Genomic DNA, 17,670 nt, shown 5'->3' on the forward strand with positions numbered 1-17,670 from the left:
AGATGAGCACGGAAATGTCCTCCGCCCCGCCCTCCGGCACCGCGTCCCGCGCCTATGTCCGCGCAGCGGCGGCGCAGGTTCTGCCGCCGCCGGTCGCGACATCGGGGCTCATCGGCTGGCTGCGGACCAATCTCTTCTCGTCGCCCGGCAACACGCTCCTCACCCTGCTGGCGCTGCTGATCGCCTTTTGGATCATCCCCGGCTTCGTACGCTTCCTGATCACCGACGCCGTCTGGAGCGGGGCTGATCGCGAGGCCTGCGTGGCAAAAGGCGGCGTGCTGCCCGGCGCCTGCTGGGCCTTCGTCAAGGACCGGCTGGCCTATTTCATCTATGGCGCCTATCCGGTCGAGAGCCGCTGGCGGGCGGATCTGTTCTTCCTGCTCGGCGCTCTCGGCATCGGCTGGCTGCTCTGGCTCAACGCGCCGCGGCGCGATCTCGGCCTCGTCTATTTCCTGGTCGTGCTGCCGCTCGCGGTCTATGGGCTGCTGAGCGGCCGCAACCCGCTCGCCTTCCTCGCCTATCCTTACGATCTCGTCACGGGGCGGAGCGTGATTCTCGGCCTCGTCTTCGCGGCGCTGCTGTTCCTGGCAGGGTTTCTCGTCGCGCGGTCGGAAGGGGTGAGGGCGGGCCGGGCGGCGCTCTTCGGCCTCGCGGCGCTTGTCATCCTGACGGCGGCGGGGCTGGCCTTCGAGCGCCTCTGGGGGGCGATCGGGCTCGCGCCGGTCGATACCGCGCGCTGGGGCGGGCTGATGGTGACGCTGGTGGTGGCGGGGGTTGGCATCGTCGCCTCGCTGCCGCTTGGCATCCTGCTGGCGCTCGGCCGGCGCTCGAAACTGCCGGTGATCAAGTTCTTCTCGGTGCTGTTCATCGAGTTCGTGCGCGGCGTGCCGCTGATCACCGTGCTGTTCATGGCGAACACGATGCTGCCGCTGTTCCTGCCGGACGACATCACGGTCGACAAGCTGCTGCGCGCGCTGGTCGGCATCGCGCTCTTCGCCTCGGCCTATATGGCAGAGGTGGTGCGCGCCGGGCTCCAGGCGCTGCCCAAGGGCCAGTATGAGGGGGCGATGGCGGTCGGCCTCGGCTATTGGCAGATGATGCGGCTCATCATCCTGCCGCAGGCGCTGAAGGTGACGATCCCCAACATCGTCAACACCTATATCGGCCTGTTCAAGGATACGTCGCTGCTGCTGATCGTCGGCATCTTCGATTTCCTCAAGGCGATCGAGACCGCGCGCATCGACCCGCAATGGGCGGCGCCGACGGTCTCGGCCACGGGCTACGCCTTCGCGGCGATCGTCTATTTCATCTTCTGCTATGGCATGGCGAGCTATGCCCGCGCGACCGAGCGGCGGCTCTCGAAAGCCGACAAGAGGTAAGGGAGTATCCTCGAATGGCGGTTCTCAATCTCAAGCCGACCCCGCTGACCAGCGCGATCGCGGTGGAGATGATCGATGTCCACAAATGGTATGGCGAGTTCCATGTCCTCAAGGACATCAACCTGAAGGTGACGCGCGGCGAGAAGATCGTAGTCTGCGGCCCCTCGGGCTCGGGCAAATCGACGATGATCCGCTGCATCAATCGTCTGGAGGAGCATCAGAAGGGCTCGATCATCGTCGACGGTGTGGAACTGACCGACGATCTCAAGAAGATCGACGAAATCCGCCGCGATGTCGGCATGGTGTTCCAGCATTTCAACCTGTTTCCGCATCTCACCATCCTCGAAAACTGCACGCTCGCCCCGATCTGGGTGCGGAAGATGCCGAAGAAGGAGGCGGAGGAGATCGCGATGCATTACCTCACGCGCGTCAAGATCCCGGAACAGGCGGGGAAATATCCCGGCCAGCTCTCCGGCGGCCAGCAGCAGCGCGTGGCGATTGCACGGGCGCTGTGCATGGCGCCGAAAATCATGCTGTTCGACGAGCCCACCTCGGCGCTCGACCCCGAGATGGTCAAGGAGGTGCTCGACACCATGGTCTCGCTCGCCGAGGACGGCATGACCATGCTGTGCGTAACCCACGAGATGGGCTTCGCGCGTCAGGTGGCGGACCGGGTGATCTTCATGGATCAGGGCCAGGTTGTGGAGATGAACGAGCCGAACGAGTTCTTCAAGAACCCGCAGCACGAGCGCACGAAGCTCTTCCTCAGCCAGATCCTGCATTGAATCGGCCGGGCGGGCCGGAATCGCGGTCCGTCTCCCCGCCGGCTGATCGGTCCGGCCGGCAGCGCGGACCGGCGCATCACGCCCCTATGCATCACTCTCCTGTCTGAACCGGCAGGTCCTCCCGGCCCCCCCATTCGGCCCAGGAGCCGTCATAGATCGCCTGCACATCGGCGCCGGCCTGGGACAGCGCCATCGCGATGATCACGGCGGAGACGCCCGAGCCGCAGCTCGTGATGATCGGCTTGGCGGGGTCGATCCCCGCCTTCGCCATTTCGGCGCGCACCGTCTCCGGCGTGCAGAGGCGCCCGTCGGCCGTCACGATATCGAAAGGCAGGTTGAAGCTGCCGGGCATGTGGCCGGGCCGGATGCCGGGCCTGGGCTCCGGCGCATCGCCGAGGAATCGCGCGCGCGGGCGGGCATCGACGATCTGCGCCGAGCCCTCGCGCAGATGCGCGGCGACGCGGGCGAGATCGGCCACGGTATCGCCGGCGAGCCGGGTCTCGAAGCGCGCCGGGGCCGGGGCAGGCGCCTCGGCGGTCACCGGGTGCCCCTCGCGACGCCAGCGCGGCAGGCCGCCGGCGAGGATCTGCACGTTCTCGGCGCCGTAGATCCGGAACATCCAGGCGACGCGCGGCGCGGTGAAAAGGCCGAGCTGATCATAGACCACGATCGTGTCGCGCTCGGAAATGCCCATCGCGCCCACCGCCGCGCCGAAGAAATCGGCATCCGGCAGCATATGCGGCAGGGGCGAGGCGGGGTCTGAGACCCTGTCGAGATCGAAGAAGACCGCGCCGGGGATATGCGCCTCGGCATATTCGGCCGCGCCGACACGCCCCGTGGGCGGCAGATGCCAGGAGCCGTCGACGATGCGGAGACGCGCGTCGCCGAGGCGCGCGGCGAGCCAATCCGGCTCGACGAAGGGAATGGAGGCGAAGATGGACATGGCGGTCTCCGGATGGGACGGGTCGGGGAGGGGCGGGTCGGGGAGGGGCCTGGCAAGGGCAGCGGGCGGGCGCGGCCTCACGCGAAGGCGATCCGCACCCGGCGGTTCTGTTTGCCCTTCTTCTCGATCTGGGTCACGCCGATACGGCCGATCTCGCCCGTCGCGCGGACATGGGTGCCGCCGCAGGGCTGGAGATCGAGGGGCGTGCGGCCGGGCTCCGCGATTTCGACCAGCCGCACGCGCCCCGCACCGCGCGGCGGTTTCACCGACATCGTTTTCACGAGGCCGGGATTGGCGTCGAGTTCCGCTTCGGTGATCCAGCGGTCGCGGACCTCGGCGTCGGTCGCGATCAGCGCGTTGAGGCGGGCGGAAATCTCGTCGCGGTCGAGGCCGGCATCGGGAATGTCGAAATCGAGTCGGCTTTCTTCCTCGCTGATCGCGCCGCCGGTAACGGGATAGGGCAGCACCACCGAGAGCAGATGCAGCGCCGTGTGCATGCGCATCAGCCGGTGGCGGCGCGCGAAATCGAGCCGGAGCGTCAGCCTCGCGCCGAGCAGGGCGGCGGCATCCGCGCCCTCGGGCAGGGCATGGCCGATCACGGTCTTGGCGGCGTCGAGGTAGCGCAGGCCGGCAAGCGGCAGGGTTTGGCCATCCGGCCCCATGATCGTGCCGGTATCGGAGGGCTGGCCGCCGGAGGCGGCATAGAACAGCGTGCGGTCGAGCACCAGCATGCCCTCGTGCAGGGCGATCACCTCCGCCTCGACCGCGTCGGCATAGGCATCCTCGCGGAAGATCAGGCGGGTGGCGGGCAGGTCGGGGGCGGCGGGGGGTGCGGACAAGGTTGGCTCCGGCTCAAGATCGGGCATGCGATCTTAGTCGCCCCCGCGGCGAAGGGAAGCACCCGGCAGGCCGGCCGGGCGATGCGGCAAACAGCCCCGTTGCGGAGGCGCGGTGCGCGGGGCTAATCGGCCGCATATGCGCGCCGGGAATCGCCCGGCATGATCCGGTTTCGCCGAGCTTGCGTATCTTTCGTGGCGCGCATTCTTGTCGTAAGGGCTGCCGGCGGTGGCATCCGGCGTGACGCCGGCCTGGGTTTGGGGAAGTTTGTCTTGGATTCGTCGCCTGAACATTCCGCGCTTGACGCGATCCTTGCAGGCTATGCCTGCGGCACGCTGTCTCCGGCCCTGCATGCGCTGGTCGGCGCGCATCTGGAACTGTCGCCGCGCAACCGCGCCTTTGTCACCGCGCTGGAAACCACGCTCGGCCGCGTAGCCCTCGCCCGTGGCGATCTGCCCTGCGCGGGCGGCATCCGGCGTCGTGAGGCCCGCCTCGACGCGATCTTCGCGCTTCCCGGCGTCGAACCCTCCACGCCCTGCGCGATCACGCCGGGGCCGCTGCGGCATTTCCTCGGCAAGCCGCTCGACGCGCTCGAATATCGCCCCGTCCTCCCCGGCATCCGCGAATGCCGGCTCGATGGCGGCGAGGACACACGCGCCGTGCTCTATCGCATCCGGCCGGGCCGGAAGATGCCGCAGCACAGCCATGAGGGAATGGAAGTGACCCTGGTGCTCAAGGGCGGCTTCCGTGATGAGGCCGGCCATTTCCGGCGCGGCGACATCGTCGTGGCCGACGAGCATCTCGATCACGTCCCGGTTGCCGATCCGGACGAGGAATGCATCTGCTTCGCCGTGCTCGACGCGCCGCTCAAGCTCACCGGGCCGTTCGGGCGCCTGATCAACCGCTTCGTGCGCCATTGACCCAGCCGAGGCCCGCGACACCGGCGGATGGGCTGTTCTGGATCACCGGCGCGAGTTCCGGCATCGGCCGGGCCGTCGCCATCGAAGCCTCTCGACGCGGCTGGCGCGTGGTTGCCACCGCGCGCCGGGGCGAGGATCTCGTCCGCCTCGCATCGGACGCCGAAGGCCCCGGCGCGATCATCCCGGCCGCGGCGGACGTGACCGAGCCGTCCGGGCTCGCCGATCTTGTGGCGCGGATCGAGGCGGAGCACGGACCGGTCGTGCGCGCCTTCCTCAATGCCGGGCTCTACCTGCCGGTGCGTGCCGTGCCGTTCGAGGCCGAAAAATTCCATCGCAGCTTCGCCGTCAATCTCGGCGGCACGGTCAACGGCCTCGCCGCCGTGCTGCCGCGCATGGCGGCGCGCGGTTTCGGGCAGATCGCGATCAACGCCTCCGTCGCGGGCTATTCCGGCCTGCCGACCTCGGCCGCCTATGGTGCCACCAAGGCCGGGCTGATCAACCTCGCGGAGAGCCTGAAGTTCGATTGCGACAATCGCGGCATCCTGATCCAGATCGTCAATCCCGGCTTCGTCCGCACGCCGGCGACCGATGTGAACCCGTTCCCGATGCCGTTTCTCCAGCCGGTCGAGCGCGCGGCGCAACGGGTGCTCGACGGCATGGCGCGGCCCGGATTCGAGATCGCCTTTCCGCGTCGCTTCGCCTATCTCCTCAAGCTGCTGCGTCTGCTGCCGCACAGCCTCTATTTCCCGCTCGTCGCCCGCGCCACCGGCTGGCGCGACCGGGTCGATTGATGCTCATGCGGGCCGGTAGACGAGTTGGCGCACGTCGATCGTGCCGATCTCGAACCCGGCTTCGCAATAGCTGAGATAATAGCGCCAGAGCCGCCGGAACGGCGTGTCGAACCCGAGAGGGACGAGCCTCGGCCAGGCGGCTTCGAAGGATTGGCGCCAATGCCGCAGCGTCTCGGCGTAATCGCGGCCGAAGATGCGCTCGCTTTCGAGCGTGAATCCGGCCGCGCCGGCGAGATCGGCGAGGCGCCCCGGCGCGGGCAGCATGCCGCCGGGGAAGATATGCCGGCGGATGAAATCGACATTGCGCCGGTAATCCTCGAAGAACCGGTCCTGGATGGTGATGATCTGCAGCCCCGCGCGGCCGCCCGGCCGCAGGCGCTCCGCCAGCACCGCGAAGAAGCCCGGCCAGTAGCGCTCACCGACCGCCTCGAACATCTCGATCGAGCCGATGGCATCGAAGCGCCCCGTGATGTCCCGGTAATCCTGGAGGCGGATTTCGACCCGCTCGCCGAGCCCGGAGGCGCGGATCCGCGCCTCGGCATAAGCGTGCTGCGCGCGGCTGATCGTCACCGCGGTGACGCGCGCGCCGTGCTCGCGTGCGAGATATTCGGCGAACCCGCCCCAGCCGCAGCCGATCTCGAGCACGTGATCGCCGGGCCGGACGCGCATGCCTTCGGCAAGCACGCGGTATTTGCGGGTCTGCGCGGCTTCGAGATCGTTGTCCCCCGGCGCGAACAGCGCCGAGGAATAGGTCATCGAGGGGTCGAGCCAATGGCCGTAGAAGGCGTTGCCGAGGTCGTAATGCGCCGAGATGTTGCGGCGCGCGCCGGCGCGGCTGTTGCGGTTGAGGATCAGGTGCCGGAAGCGCAGCGCGAGCCGCGTCAGCGGTGCCCGCGCGAGGAAATCCTGCGCGAGCTCGGCATTCGCCGCGAACAACGCGAGCACGGCGGTGACATCCGGGCTGTCCCAGTCGCCGTCGCGATAGCTTTCGCCGAGGCCGACATCGCCCTTGATGAGCGCGCGCCGCGCGAAGCGCCAGGCGGCGACGCGGATCTCGGCCGACGGGCCGGGGCACCCGGTCTCGATCCGGAAGCGGCTGCCGTCCGGCAGCGTCACCTCGGCCGTGCCGACGCGGATCCCGGTCAGGAAGCGCAGGGCGAGGCGCGTCGCGCGCGGCAGCCGGGCGAGCAGGCGCGGCGCGTTCTGCGCATCGAGCAGGATCGGCTGCGGGCTCATCGCGGTTCCGGCTCCGCAGGGGCACGATGGACGGCGATGCCCTTGAACCAGAGCCGCAGCGCCTCGAAATGGATGCCGAGCACGACCTTGATCGTCATCAGCGGCATGGTGAGCGCGAGGCGCAGGCAGGCGGCATCGCTGAGCGGCAGCGCCGTTCCGGTGAACGTCGCGGCGAGAATCGGGCCATCCGCGTCGGTTTCGAGAATGCGCACGGCCACGTCCCGCGTGCCGGGCGGACGCAGGCGGAAATGGTAGCGCATCACCGGGCCGAGGAAGGGCGAGACATGGAAGCGCTTCTCGGCCTCCTGGCGGATGCCCGCCGCGCTCGCCTCGCCCGCGCGCAGCGGCGCGACATAGCTGTGGCGCCCGCCGAAGGTGTTGCGTACCTCGTAGACGATCCCGATCAGCCGCTCCGCCGCGTCATAGGCGAAATAGACCGCGAGCGGGTTGAACACGAAGCCGAGCACGCGCGGATGGCAGAGCAGCAGCACCCGTGCGACCGGTGTCGCGAGCCCGGCATCTGCGAGCAGGCGCCGCGCCGCGGCGGCCGGATCGGTCTCGCCCGGCGCGCCATGATCACGCGGCGAGAAGCCGATCAGGTTGAATCGCCCGACCGAGAACAACCGCGCGAGCCGCCCGGCCGCGTCGAGCCGGTCGAGATCGACGAGCAGCGAGAACACCGAATAGCGGAAGCGGTGCGGCGCCGGCCGCATGCGCTGGTGCATCACCGCTCCGGTGTAGAAGAGCGCCGGCGCTGTGGGCGGCGGGAAGGGAAGGGCGGTATCCATGGCGCGGCTCACTCGGCCGCCGCCGGCATGCGCGCCGTGGCGGGCACATGGTCGGCGATCAGCCGCTCCGCCGCTGCATAGCCGCTCCGGAGCCCGTCCTCGTGGAACCCGTATCCGGCCCAGGCGCCGGCGAAATAGACCCCGCCATTGCCCTGCAGGCGCGGCAGCGCCGCCTGCGCGGCGATGGCCGCCGCGTCGAACTGGGGATGCGCATAGCTGTAGCGCCCGAAGACGCATTCCGCCGCGGGCGGCTCCGGCGGATTGAGGCTGACGAAAACCGGCCGTGCCGGGTCGAGCCCCTGGAGCCGGTTCATCCAATAGGTGATGGCGACAGGGCGCGCGTCGGAACCGGGCCCGCGGAGCACGTTCCAGGCCGCCCAGGCGGCGCGGCGGCGCGGCATCAGCCGCACATCCCGGTGCAGGTAGACATCATTGGCCGCATGCCGGATGGCGCCGAGAACCGCACGCTCCTCGGGCCGCGGCGCGTCGAGAAGCGCCAGCGCCTGATCGGCATGCGTCGCGAGGAGGACCGCGTCGAACAGCGTTCGCTCGCCGTGCTCGGTCGCAAGCTCGACGCCTTCCGGGCGCCGCCGCACGGCGACGATCGCGGTGTTGCAACGCAATTCATGACCCGAGGCGGCCTGGAGGCGGTCGACATAGGCGCGGCTGCCGCCGGTGACGGTGCGCCAGGCGGGGCGGCTGGCATGAAGCAGGCGGTGATTGTCGAAGAAGCGCAGGAACCGCTCCGCCGGAAAATCGAGCACGTCCCGCGCCGGCATCGACCAGATTGCGGCACCCATCGGCAGGATGTAATTGTCGCGGAAATCCGCGCCGAGCCGCTCACGCGCGAGGAACCCGGCGAGCGTCTCCGTTCCGATCCTCCCCGTATCGAGCGCCTTCCGCGCCGCGCGGTTGAAGCGCAGGATGTCGCCCAGCATCCGCCAGAAGCGCGGCGAGACGAGATTCTCCGGCTGGGCGAACAGGCTTCGCAGCCGGTTCCGGTCCTGTCCCGACCATTCGAAGGCGCCGCCATCGAGGGAGAGCGAGAAGCTCATCTCGGAAGGCTGGGTGGGAACGCCGAGTTCCGTGAACAGGGCATCGAGCAGCGGATAGTTCAGCCGGTTATAGACGATGAACCCGGTATCGACCGTCATTCGCGCGCCGTCATACGCGATATCGACCGTCGCGGCGTGCCCGCCGGGTCGTGCCGATTTCTCGAACAGGGTCACGGCCCGCGCGCCGAATTGCCGCGTCAGGCGATAGGCGGCGCCGTGCCCGGCGATGCCGCTGCCGATGATTGCGATCCGCATTCCGCCCCCTTGGTTCCGGCCGCTCAGGCCGGCATTTCGGTGCCGCCCGAGATCGCCTCGAACGCGGCGAGCGCCCTGGCCCGCGCGCGCTCATGGCTGACGATCGGCGCGGGATAGGTCGACCCGAGGGATATACTCGCGCCGGCAAGGATCGGATGAGGTGCTTCCCATGGCCGGTGAATGAAGGCCGGCGGCAGGCCGGCCAGTTCGGGCACGAAGCGGCGGATATAGGCGCCGTCGGGGTCGAATTTCGCACCCTGCGTGATGGGGTTGAAGATGCGGAAATACGGCGCCGCATCGGCGCCCGAGCCGGCGACCCATTGCCAGCTCGCGGCATTGCTGGCGGGATCGGCGTCGCAGAGCGTGTCCCAGAACCAGGCCTCGCCGGCGCGCCAATCGATCATCAGGTGCTTGATCAGGAATGAGGCCACGATCATGCGTACGCGGTTGTGCATGGTGCCGGTCTGCCACAATTCCCGCATCCCGGCATCGACGATCGGGTAGCCGGTGCGACCGCGCTTCCAGGCCGCAAGCGCCGCACCGTCTTCCTGCCAGGGGAAGACGTCGAACTTGCGCTGGTAATTCGCCGTCGCGAGATCGGGGTAATGGTAGAGCAGGTGGTAGGAGAATTCGCGCCAGCCCAGTTCGGCAAGGAATTTCTCGACATCGCGGCCAGAGGCCGGGCTTCGGCCCGCCCGCGCCGCAAATTCGACCGCGTGCCAGACCTGGCGCGGCGAGATCTCCCCGAAGGCGAGATGCGGCGAAAGCCGCGAGGTGGCGGCGAGGTCCGGCCGGTCGCGGTTCCCGGCATAGCCGGCGAGGCCGCCATCGAGAAACGCGTCGAGCCGCGCCGCCGCACCGGCCTCGCCCGGCATCCAGGCGGCGCGCAATCCGCCCGCCCAATCCGGCGTGGTCGGCAGCAGCGCAAGCGTGCCGAGATCCGTCTCGCCCGGCAGAGCGGGGCATGGGCCCGGAGGCGGCAGCCGCGCCGGCACCGGCAGCGGCATGGCGGGCGGACCCATGGCGCAGGCCGCGCGCCAGAACGGCGAGAACACGCGCATCGGCCCGCCGGCCTTCGAGCGGATCTGCCATGGTTCGTGGAGAAGATGACTGTTGAAGCTCTCGGCCCTTATCCCCGCATCGCGGAGCCCGGCCTTGATCGCGCCGTCGAGATCGCGCTCGGCGCCCCCGTAGCGCCGCGACCAGGTGACGAGATCGGCCCCGAGCGCGCCCGCGATCGCGGGAACCAGCCTACGGGCTTCACCGCGCGCGATCACGAGCCGGCCACCGCGCGCCGCGAGCGATTCGTCGAGCCGCGCGAGCGAATGGTGCAGCCACCAGCGGGCCGCGCCGCCCCGCGCGCGCAGGCCGGGATCGGTCTCGTCGATGAAGAGTGTTATGAGCCGCTCTGCTTCCGCCGCTGCGAGCAGGGCGGGGTTATCCGCAAGGCGGAGATCGTTGCGGAACCAGTGCAGCGCAAGCCGAGCGGAGGAATCGGTCATGATGCCGAAATACGCCTTACGCGCGCCGGCGGAAGGGGGTGCGACGATCCGCACGCACGGGGCACCTGAATTCAGGCCGGCCGGACAAGAATGGCGCGGAAAAATGGCTCCTCGAGTAGGACTCGAACCTACGACCCAGCGATTAACAGTCGCTTGCTCTACCGACTGAGCTATCGAGGAATGGAGGCAGGCGTGTAGCGAAATTCTCGGCAAAAGGCAAATGGGATTCTCCGAATTCCCGCGCCGTGCGGCGGGCCCGGCCGTCCGGACGCCGGACGGGCGAAAAATGAACCCTTTGGCCCGCTTCACGGTTGCGTGAAGGGCGCCCCGGGGCTAAGAGGCCGTCTTCGCCCAACGGCCTCGTGGCGGAGTGGTTACGCAGAGGACTGCAAATCCTTGTACGGGGGTTCGATTCCCTCCGAGGCCTCCATCCCATTTTCAGGTGCTTGAATTTTCTTTTGTTTTTGCGCCGATTGGGACACCCTGGGCAAAGGTATCCCAATCGGTGTTCTTCGGACGTTCGGACAGAAGCATGATCGCTGATGCGGAAAGGCGCGCGCGATTCGCCTCTCGGGTATAAATCGCCGCCTCCTTCGGGTCCTTCCAGCCAAAAACTGCCATAAGCTGATGCTCGCTCGCGCCGGCGTTGGCCAGGCGGGTTGCCGCGGCTTTTCTGAGGACATGGGCGGAGCCGGGGCACCCGGCCTCATCGCATCGCGCGCGGAACCATTGCCCGGCGCTCTTGATCGAGAATGCCTGCCCCGCCTCGGTCCGCACGAAAAGCATCTGCCCCTCCGAGGCCTCCAATCCTGCTTTCCGTGGCCCTGCTTTGTGCGGCCTTGCTTTCGCGGCGCGTCTCGCGCAAAAGCGCCGGCGGGGGCGATGTCCTTGATCGATGAACCCGGGAGCGAGCGATGGGCGACATGCGGGATGCGCGCCGCGTGATGGTCGACAACCAGATCCGGACCTTCGACGTCACTGATCGCGGCGTGCTGGCCGCTTTCGATACGGTGCCGCGCGAGCTTTTCGTGCGCCCGGCGGATCGCGCCATCGCCTATTCCGATCGGCCGCTGGTGGTCGAGGCCGGCGAGGCCCGCCGACCGCTGCTGATGCCGCTGGTGCTGGCGCGGCTGATCCAGGCGCTTCAGCCGGAGCCGGGCGAATCGGCGCTCGACGTCATGGGCGGCACGGGCTATTCCGCCGCGATTCTCGCCGCGATCGGGCTCGACACCACGGCCCTGGAACGGGATCCGGCTTTCGCCGAGGCGGCGCGCGCCGCGCTTGCGGCGGCCGGTGCCGCGGTCACCGTGCTGCCGGCGGTGCCGGGGCTCTCCGCCGAGGCCGGCGCCGCGCTCGCGACGGGCCTGTTCGACATCATCCTGATCAACGGCGCGAGCGAGAAGGTCCCCTCCGGCTTCTTCCCGCTGCTGAAGGATGGCGGCCGGCTCGGGATCATCCTCCAGGATGGCGGCGTGCAGCGCGCGATGGTATTCGTGAAATCGGCCGGCCATGCGAGCCCGCGCCGGGCTTTCGATGCCGCCGCGCAGGTGCTGCCGGGTTTCGCGAGCGAGCCCGGTTTCGTCTTCTGATCCGGTGTCTCACTGACGGATTTCATCAGAACGTCATGCCTGTTGTGTTTTCGTCTCACTCGATGGTGAAAGTCGTCGGGCCGCGCGGGCGTAACCTAACGAAGTGTTTACAAGCATCGCCGCGCCGGTAGAACTGGCTCAGGCGCAGCGATGGCGCTGCCTCGGCCAACGAGGTGGCACGGTTTGATCGCGACGCATGGCGAATTCAGGATTTCAGGTCGGGCAGATCAACGTGAACCGGTGGAAGCGTCTCGTTCTGGGTTCGGTTGCCGTGGCCCTGCTGCCCGGCGTCGTTGCCGCGCAGGATCTTTCGACGGCGCTGGCGAATGCCTATCGCGTCAATCCGGAACTCAATGCCGCCCGCGCCAGCACGCGCGGCATCGACGAAGGGGTGCCGACCGCGAAATCGGCGGCGCGGCCCTCGATCACCGCTTCGGCCGATGCCGGCGCCACCCGCACCACCACGGCGACCTCCGGCACGTTCGGCGGCACGGTGCGCGGGGAGAGCAACCTGCTCCCGCGCGGTGCCGGGGTGACGATCAGCCAGAATCTCTATCGCGGTGGCCGAATCGAGAATTCGATCCGCCAGGCCGAATCGAACGTGCTCGCAGCGCGGGAAACGCTGCGCAACACCGAGCAGAACACGCTGCTCGCGGCCGTGACCGCCTATATGAATGTGGTGCGCGATACCGCGATCAATAATGTCCGTCAGAACAACGTCAATGTCCTCAACGAGCTTGTCCGCCAGACGCGGGACCGGTTCAATGTCGGCGAGGTGACGCGCACCGATGTCGCGCAGGCCGAGGCCCGGCTGGCCGGCGCGAAATCCGATCTCGCGCTGTCGCAATCCAATCTCCGCGCCTCGATCGCCACCTTCAAGCAGGTGATCGGGCTCGATCCGAAGAAGCTTGCGCCGGTCAAGCCGGTGGTGCGCAGCCGGCTGCCGAAATCGCAGGGCGAGGCGGTCAACCGCGCGCTCCAGGATCATCCCGCCATCGCGGCGTCGATGCACGGCGTCGATGCCCAGCTTCTCCAGGTGAAGATCGTCGAGGGCGAGCTTTATCCGACGATCTCCGTCTCCGGCTCGCTGACGCGCCGCTACGAGGTGCAATCTCCCGGAGACAGCCGTACCACCGGCTCGGTGGTCGGCCAGATCTCGATCCCGATCTATGACGGCGGTTCGGCCTATTCCCGCACCCGCGCCGCCAAGGAGACCCTGGGCGAGCGGCGGCTGAACGTCGATACCGCGCGCGACCGTGTGGTACAGGCGGCGACGGCGGCCTGGGCGCTGCTTGAGGCGACCGGTTTCCAGATCGAGGGCGCGGCGGCGCAGGTCGCGGCGGCCGAGATCGCCCTGAACGGCGTGCGCGAGGAGGCACGGGTCGGTCAGCGCACGACGCTCGATGTGCTGAACGCCCAGCAGGAACTGCTCAATGCCCGCGTCGTGCAGATCACGGCGCAGCGCGACCAGGTGGTCGCCTCCTATTCGCTCCTCTCGGCGATCGGGCAATTGTCTGCCCGGGCGCTCGGGCTCAAGGTCGCGACCTACGACCCGAAGGTCCATTTCGAGCAGGTGAAGGATAGCTGGCTCGGCCTGCGCACGCCGAGCGGCGAATAACGCCGCCGGACCGTTGCGCCGGGGTGCGGCCCCGGCAAGCCCGGTTTGGATCTGCCTCCCGCATCCTGGCATTGCTTGTCCCCAGCCAAGCGGGGTCTCGTCGCCGCGCTTGCTTGATCCGCCCGAATCGCGTCCGCATACTGCGCGGAGATCCGGCGATTCCGCCCCGAAGGGCGCGACGCCGGCCTCCGCCATGCGGGCGGACGAACCCGGGCAGTCACGAACGGAGCGTTGCGATGTCTTCCAAGGCGGCCACCAAGCCGGAAACGACGGATGAGAACGAACCGTCGATGGAGGAAATCCTCGCCTCCATCCGGAAGATCATCGCCGACGATTCCCTCGGCACCAAGAAGGACGAGCCTACGAAGAAGCCGGCGCCTGCGGCGAAGAAGGCGCCTGAGCCGCCGCCCGCCGCCGAGATCGACGAGGATGCCGAGATCCTCGATCTCGCCAAGGTCGCGACCGTCGCCAGCACCCCGCAGGAAGTGTCGGTTGAAACCGTGGCGCCCGCGATCGTTCCGGAGACCGTCGCCATGCCCGAGCCCGAGCTCGAACCCGCGCCGGAACCCGTGACCGAGATGCCGGCCCCGGTCCGGTCTGTGGCGGCCTTGGAGGAGCGGATCATGTCGGACAATACCAAGGCGCTGGTCAGCCAGGCTTTCCAGACCCTTTCGCGCCACACCGCGATGCCGGCGATGGGGCGGAGCCTTGAGGATGTCGTGGTGGAATTGCTGCGGCCGATGCTGCGCGACTGGATCGATTCGCATCTGCCGGCGATCGTCGAGAAGCATGTCCGGGCCGAGATCGAGCGGGTGGCGCGCGGCGGCTGAGCCAGAAGCGCCTTGACGCGGCATCGTTCCGCGATATTCGACTGAAGCGAAGGGGCGCCCGTCCGGCGCCCGTTTTCGTTTGTCCGGCGGGTTCCGCCGCTCCTGCGCTGAAGATCCGATGGAAAAGACCTACGACCCGTACGCGATCGAGCTCCGCATCAACGCGGCCTGGGAAGCATCCGGCGCGTTCAGGGCCGGCGCGCCCGGCCGCGCCGGCGCCGCGCCCTTCACCATCGTGATCCCGCCGCCGAATGTCACCGGCTCGCTGCATATGGGGCATGCGCTCAACAACACGTTGCAGGACATTCTCTGCCGCTACTGGCGCATGAAAGGCTGCGACGTGCTCTGGCAGCCCGGCACCGACCATGCCGGCATCGCGACCCAGATGGTCGTCGAGCGCCAGATGGCCGAGCGGCAGGAGCCGGATCGGCACCAGATCGGCCGCGAGGCGTTCCTGGAGAAGGTCTGGGCCTGGAAGGCGCAATCCGGCGGCACGATCATCAACCAGCTGAAGCGTCTCGGCGCCTCCTGCGACTGGAGCCGCGAGCGCTTCACCATGGGCAACCGTGCGGATGGCGAGACCGGCCAGATGCAGCGCGCCGTGCTGCAATTCTTCGTTACGCTGCACGAGAAGGGCCTGCTCTACAAGGACAAGCGCCTTGTGAACTGGGATCCGAAGCTGCTCACCGCGATCTCGGATCTGGAGGTCGAGCAGCGCGAGGTGAAGGGAAGCTTCGCGTGGAAGCGCGGCGAGACCGACAAGGAAGGCAACCTGAAGCCCTTCGATGCCGCCGCGCTGGCCAAGGTGCTCGACCGCGAGCCCGGCGGCCATCTCTATTATTTCGATTATCCGCTTCAAGGCGCGACCTACGACGCCGATGACCCCGCGACCTTCATCACCGTCGCGACGACGCGGCCGGAGACGCTGCTCGGCGATACCGGCGTCGCCGTGCACCCGGAGAACGAGAAGCTCGGGCATCTCATCGGGAAGAATGTGGTGCTGCCGCTGGTGGGGCGCGTGATCCCGATCATCGGCGACGAATACGCCGATCCCGAGAAGGGCACCGGCGCGGTGAAGATCACGCCCGCGCATGATTTCAACGATTTCGAGGTGGGCAGGCGCGCCGATCCGCCGCTGGCCATGGTCAATGTCTTCACCCGCGAGGCGCGGCTCGATCTCGGCGGAGCGGATTTCGCCGGCGCGCCGAAGGCGACGCGCGCGCTTACCGGCCTCGACCGCTTCACCGCGCGCAAGGAAATCGTTGCGATGATGGCGGCCGAGGGCCTCCTGCGCCGGGTCGAGCCCAGCGTGCAGCAGGTGCCGCATGGGGACCGGTCCGGGGTTCCGATCGAGCCCTGGCTCACGGAGCAATGGTATGTGAACGTCAAGCCCCTCGCCGAGCAGGCGATGGCATGGGTGCGGGCGGGCCGGACGAAAATCCACCCCGCGAACCGCGAGGCGGATTTCTTCCGCTGGATGGAGAATATCGAGCCCTGGTGCATTTCGCGCCAGCTCTGGTGGGGGCACCAGATTCCGGCCTGGTATGGGCCGGATGGCGATTACGTGATCGCGCGGGACGAGGCCGAGGCGCGCAGCAGGGCCGATGCGAAATGGGGCCCGGGCGCCGCCATCACGCGCGACCCCGATGTGCTCGATACCTGGTTCTCCTCCGCGCTCTGGCCATTCTCGACGCTCGGCTGGCCGGACGAGACGGCCGAGTTGGACCGCTATTACCCGACCTCGGTTCTGGTGACGGGGTTCGACATCCTCTTCTTCTGGGTCGCGCGGATGATGATGGCCTCCGCCGCCTGCGATCTGGCGCCGCCCTTCCACACCGTCTATCTCCACGGTCTCGTGCGGGACGAGAAGGGCCGGAAGATGTCGAAATCGGTCGGCAATGTCATCGACCCGCTCGTGGTGATCGACGCGCTCGGCGCGGATGCCCTGCGCTTCACGCTTGCGAGCCTCGCCGCGCAGGGGCGCGACCCGAAGCTCGGCGTCCGGACCGCCGAGGGCTACCGCAATTTCTGCACCAAGCTCTGGAACGCCTCGCGCTTCGCGGAGATGAATGCCTGCCGGCGCGTTGCGGGGTTCGATCCGCAATCGGTGACGCTGCCGCTCAATATCTGGGCGATTTCGGAGATGGATCGCACGCTGGGCGAGGTGGTGGCCGGCATCGAGGGCTACCGGTTCAACGAGGCCGCGCTCGCGGCCTACCGCTTCACCTGGAACACGTTCTGCGACTGGTATCTCGAACTCGCCAAGCCCGTGCTGACCGGCACCGACGCGGCCGCGAAAGCCGAGACGCAGGCCGTCACCGCCTTCCTGCTCGATCGCATCGTGGCGATGCTGCACCCGTTCATGCCCTATATCACGGAAGAACTCTGGGCGGCCTATGCCGCCGGGGCGGGGCAGCCCGAGGCCGGCCTTCTCTGCGTCGAGCCCTGGCCGGAACCGACCGGCCTTGCCGGCGGCGCGGCGGCGGCGGAGATCGGTTTCCTCGTCGATCTCATCACCGAGATCCGGTCCGCGCGCGCCGAGATGAACGTGCCGCCCGGCACGCTGGCGCCGCTGGTCATCGTCGGCGGCGGGGATCGGGTCACGACGCTGCTCTCGGCCTCGCTCGACGCGCTGAAGCGGCTCGCGCGGGTCTCGGAATTGCGCTTCGCGGCCGCGCCGCCGGAGAGCAGCGTGCAGGTCGTCGTCGCCGGCACCGTCGCCTGCATCCCGCTCGCGGGGGTGATCGATTTCGCCGCCGAGAAGAAGCGCCTCGCCGTCGAACGCGAGAAGCTCGCGAAGGACGTGGACGCCACCCGCCGCAAGCTCGACAACCCGGATTTCGTTGCCCGCGCGCCGGAGGAGGTCGTCGAGGAGAACCGCGAGCGCGTCGCCGAGGCGGAGGGGCGCATCGCGCGCATCGACGAGGCGCTGCGCCGGCTGGGGTGAGACGGCACGGGGCGGCAAGGCTCCGTCCGCGCTTGTGACGTTTGCGCAACAACCTGGAATGATTTGCGGCTGGCCGCGCCGGGCGCCGGGCCGCGCCGCTTTTGCGCCACAAAGCGCGCTGCATTCTGCCCTCGGCTAACATCCTTGGAAGATTGTTGTTTTCAACAGTCCGGCACGCCGCCGGGAACATCAACC

At 68.4% G+C, this 17,670-nt stretch carries 15 protein-coding genes and 2 tRNA genes; 9 read left to right on the forward strand and 8 right to left on the reverse strand.

Annotation, left to right across the window (positions count from 1 at the left end; genetic code table 11):
- The first annotated feature begins 2 nt into the window (after positions 1-2).
- Both FWJ24_RS05730 and FWJ24_RS05735 read left to right on the forward strand, forming a co-directional pair.
- Positions 3-1,379: an amino acid ABC transporter permease gene (locus FWJ24_RS05730; protein WP_246155558.1), complete on the forward strand. Its 1,377-nt coding sequence runs from the start codon at positions 3-5 to the stop codon at positions 1,377-1,379.
- Positions 1,380-1,393: 14 nt separating this feature from the next.
- A complete protein-coding gene (locus FWJ24_RS05735; protein ID WP_150286846.1) occupies positions 1,394-2,164 on the forward strand; it encodes an amino acid ABC transporter ATP-binding protein in 771 nt (256 codons plus the stop codon).
- A 91-nt stretch (positions 2,165-2,255) separates the two neighbouring features.
- Here FWJ24_RS05735 and sseA read toward each other — a convergent pair whose 3' ends face one another.
- Both sseA and FWJ24_RS05745 read right to left on the reverse strand, forming a co-directional pair.
- Entirely contained in the window at positions 2,256-3,107 is an 852-nt protein-coding gene (sseA, locus tag FWJ24_RS05740) for a 3-mercaptopyruvate sulfurtransferase (protein WP_150286847.1), read from the reverse strand.
- Between the two features lie 77 nt (positions 3,108-3,184).
- The gene (locus FWJ24_RS05745) at positions 3,185-3,946 is read right to left on the reverse strand and encodes an alanyl-tRNA editing protein (RefSeq protein WP_246155559.1); all 762 of its coding nucleotides are present in this window, start codon (positions 3,944-3,946) and stop codon (positions 3,185-3,187) included.
- A gap of 270 nt (positions 3,947-4,216) precedes the next feature.
- On the opposite strand from FWJ24_RS05745, the gene FWJ24_RS05750 reads away from it, so the two are divergent.
- Both FWJ24_RS05750 and FWJ24_RS05755 read left to right on the forward strand, forming a co-directional pair.
- Complete coding sequence (locus FWJ24_RS05750; protein WP_206110803.1) at positions 4,217-4,864, forward strand: ChrR family anti-sigma-E factor; 648 nt, start codon at positions 4,217-4,219, stop codon at positions 4,862-4,864.
- On the forward strand, positions 4,861-5,655 hold the full coding sequence (locus FWJ24_RS05755) for an SDR family NAD(P)-dependent oxidoreductase (RefSeq protein WP_246155560.1): 795 nt from the start codon (positions 4,861-4,863) through the stop codon (positions 5,653-5,655). The genes FWJ24_RS05750 and FWJ24_RS05755 overlap by 4 nt, the downstream gene beginning before the upstream one ends.
- A 3-nt stretch (positions 5,656-5,658) precedes the next feature.
- On the opposite strand, the gene FWJ24_RS05760 is transcribed toward FWJ24_RS05755, so the two are convergent.
- The 5 genes from FWJ24_RS05760 to FWJ24_RS05780 all read right to left on the reverse strand — a co-directional run bounded on the left by FWJ24_RS05760 (position 5,659) and on the right by FWJ24_RS05780 (position 10,671).
- Positions 5,659-6,891 (reverse strand): SAM-dependent methyltransferase, encoded by a 1,233-nt coding sequence (locus FWJ24_RS05760; protein WP_150286851.1) that lies wholly within the window; start codon positions 6,889-6,891, stop codon positions 5,659-5,661.
- Positions 6,888-7,679, reverse strand: coding sequence for a DUF1365 domain-containing protein (locus tag FWJ24_RS05765; RefSeq protein ID WP_150286852.1), 792 nt, complete (start codon positions 7,677-7,679; stop codon positions 6,888-6,890). Before FWJ24_RS05765 ends, FWJ24_RS05760 begins: the two co-directional genes overlap by 4 nt.
- Positions 7,680-7,687: 8 nt before the next feature.
- Positions 7,688-8,989: an NAD(P)/FAD-dependent oxidoreductase gene (locus FWJ24_RS05770; RefSeq protein WP_150286853.1), complete on the reverse strand. Its 1,302-nt coding sequence runs from the start codon at positions 8,987-8,989 to the stop codon at positions 7,688-7,690.
- Positions 8,990-9,012: 23 nt separating this feature from the next.
- Positions 9,013-10,491, reverse strand: a complete 1,479-nt coding sequence (locus FWJ24_RS05775) for a cryptochrome/photolyase family protein (RefSeq protein ID WP_150286854.1) — start codon at positions 10,489-10,491, stop codon at positions 9,013-9,015.
- A gap of 104 nt (positions 10,492-10,595) precedes the next feature.
- Positions 10,596-10,671: transfer RNA gene (locus tag FWJ24_RS05780), tRNA-Asn, on the reverse strand.
- A gap of 176 nt (positions 10,672-10,847) precedes the next feature.
- Here FWJ24_RS05780 and FWJ24_RS05785 point away from each other — a divergent pair.
- Positions 10,848-10,921: transfer RNA gene (locus FWJ24_RS05785), tRNA-Cys, on the forward strand.
- 8 nt (positions 10,922-10,929) lie between these two features.
- Here the strand turns inward: FWJ24_RS05785 and FWJ24_RS05790 are convergent.
- Positions 10,930-11,298 carry a tyrosine-type recombinase/integrase gene (locus tag FWJ24_RS05790; protein ID WP_281291948.1) on the reverse strand — a complete coding sequence of 123 codons (369 nt, stop codon included), beginning with the start codon at positions 11,296-11,298 and terminating at the stop codon, positions 10,930-10,932.
- 107 nt (positions 11,299-11,405) lie between these two features.
- Here FWJ24_RS05790 and FWJ24_RS05795 point away from each other — a divergent pair, with 107 nt between their 5' ends.
- The 4 genes from FWJ24_RS05795 to FWJ24_RS05810 all read left to right on the forward strand — a co-directional run bounded on the left by FWJ24_RS05795 (position 11,406) and on the right by FWJ24_RS05810 (position 17,475).
- Positions 11,406-12,080, forward strand: a complete 675-nt coding sequence (locus tag FWJ24_RS05795; RefSeq protein ID WP_150286856.1) for a protein-L-isoaspartate O-methyltransferase family protein — start codon at positions 11,406-11,408, stop codon at positions 12,078-12,080.
- Positions 12,081-12,276: 196 nt separating this feature from the next.
- The gene (locus FWJ24_RS05800; RefSeq protein ID WP_150286857.1) at positions 12,277-13,698 is read left to right on the forward strand and encodes a TolC family outer membrane protein; all 1,422 of its coding nucleotides are present in this window, start codon (positions 12,277-12,279) and stop codon (positions 13,696-13,698) included.
- Positions 13,699-13,934: 236 nt separating this feature from the next.
- Positions 13,935-14,528: a DUF2497 domain-containing protein gene (locus FWJ24_RS05805; RefSeq protein WP_246155561.1), complete on the forward strand. Its 594-nt coding sequence runs from the start codon at positions 13,935-13,937 to the stop codon at positions 14,526-14,528.
- Between the two features lie 118 nt (positions 14,529-14,646).
- The gene (locus FWJ24_RS05810; protein ID WP_150286858.1) at positions 14,647-17,475 is read left to right on the forward strand and encodes a valine--tRNA ligase; all 2,829 of its coding nucleotides are present in this window, start codon (positions 14,647-14,649) and stop codon (positions 17,473-17,475) included.
- Positions 17,476-17,670 lie beyond the last annotated feature (195 nt).

Origin of the sequence: Rhabdaerophilum calidifontis, from assembly GCF_008641065.1 — a bacterium.
Lineage (GTDB): Bacteria > Pseudomonadota > Alphaproteobacteria > Rhizobiales > Beijerinckiaceae > Rhabdaerophilum > Rhabdaerophilum calidifontis.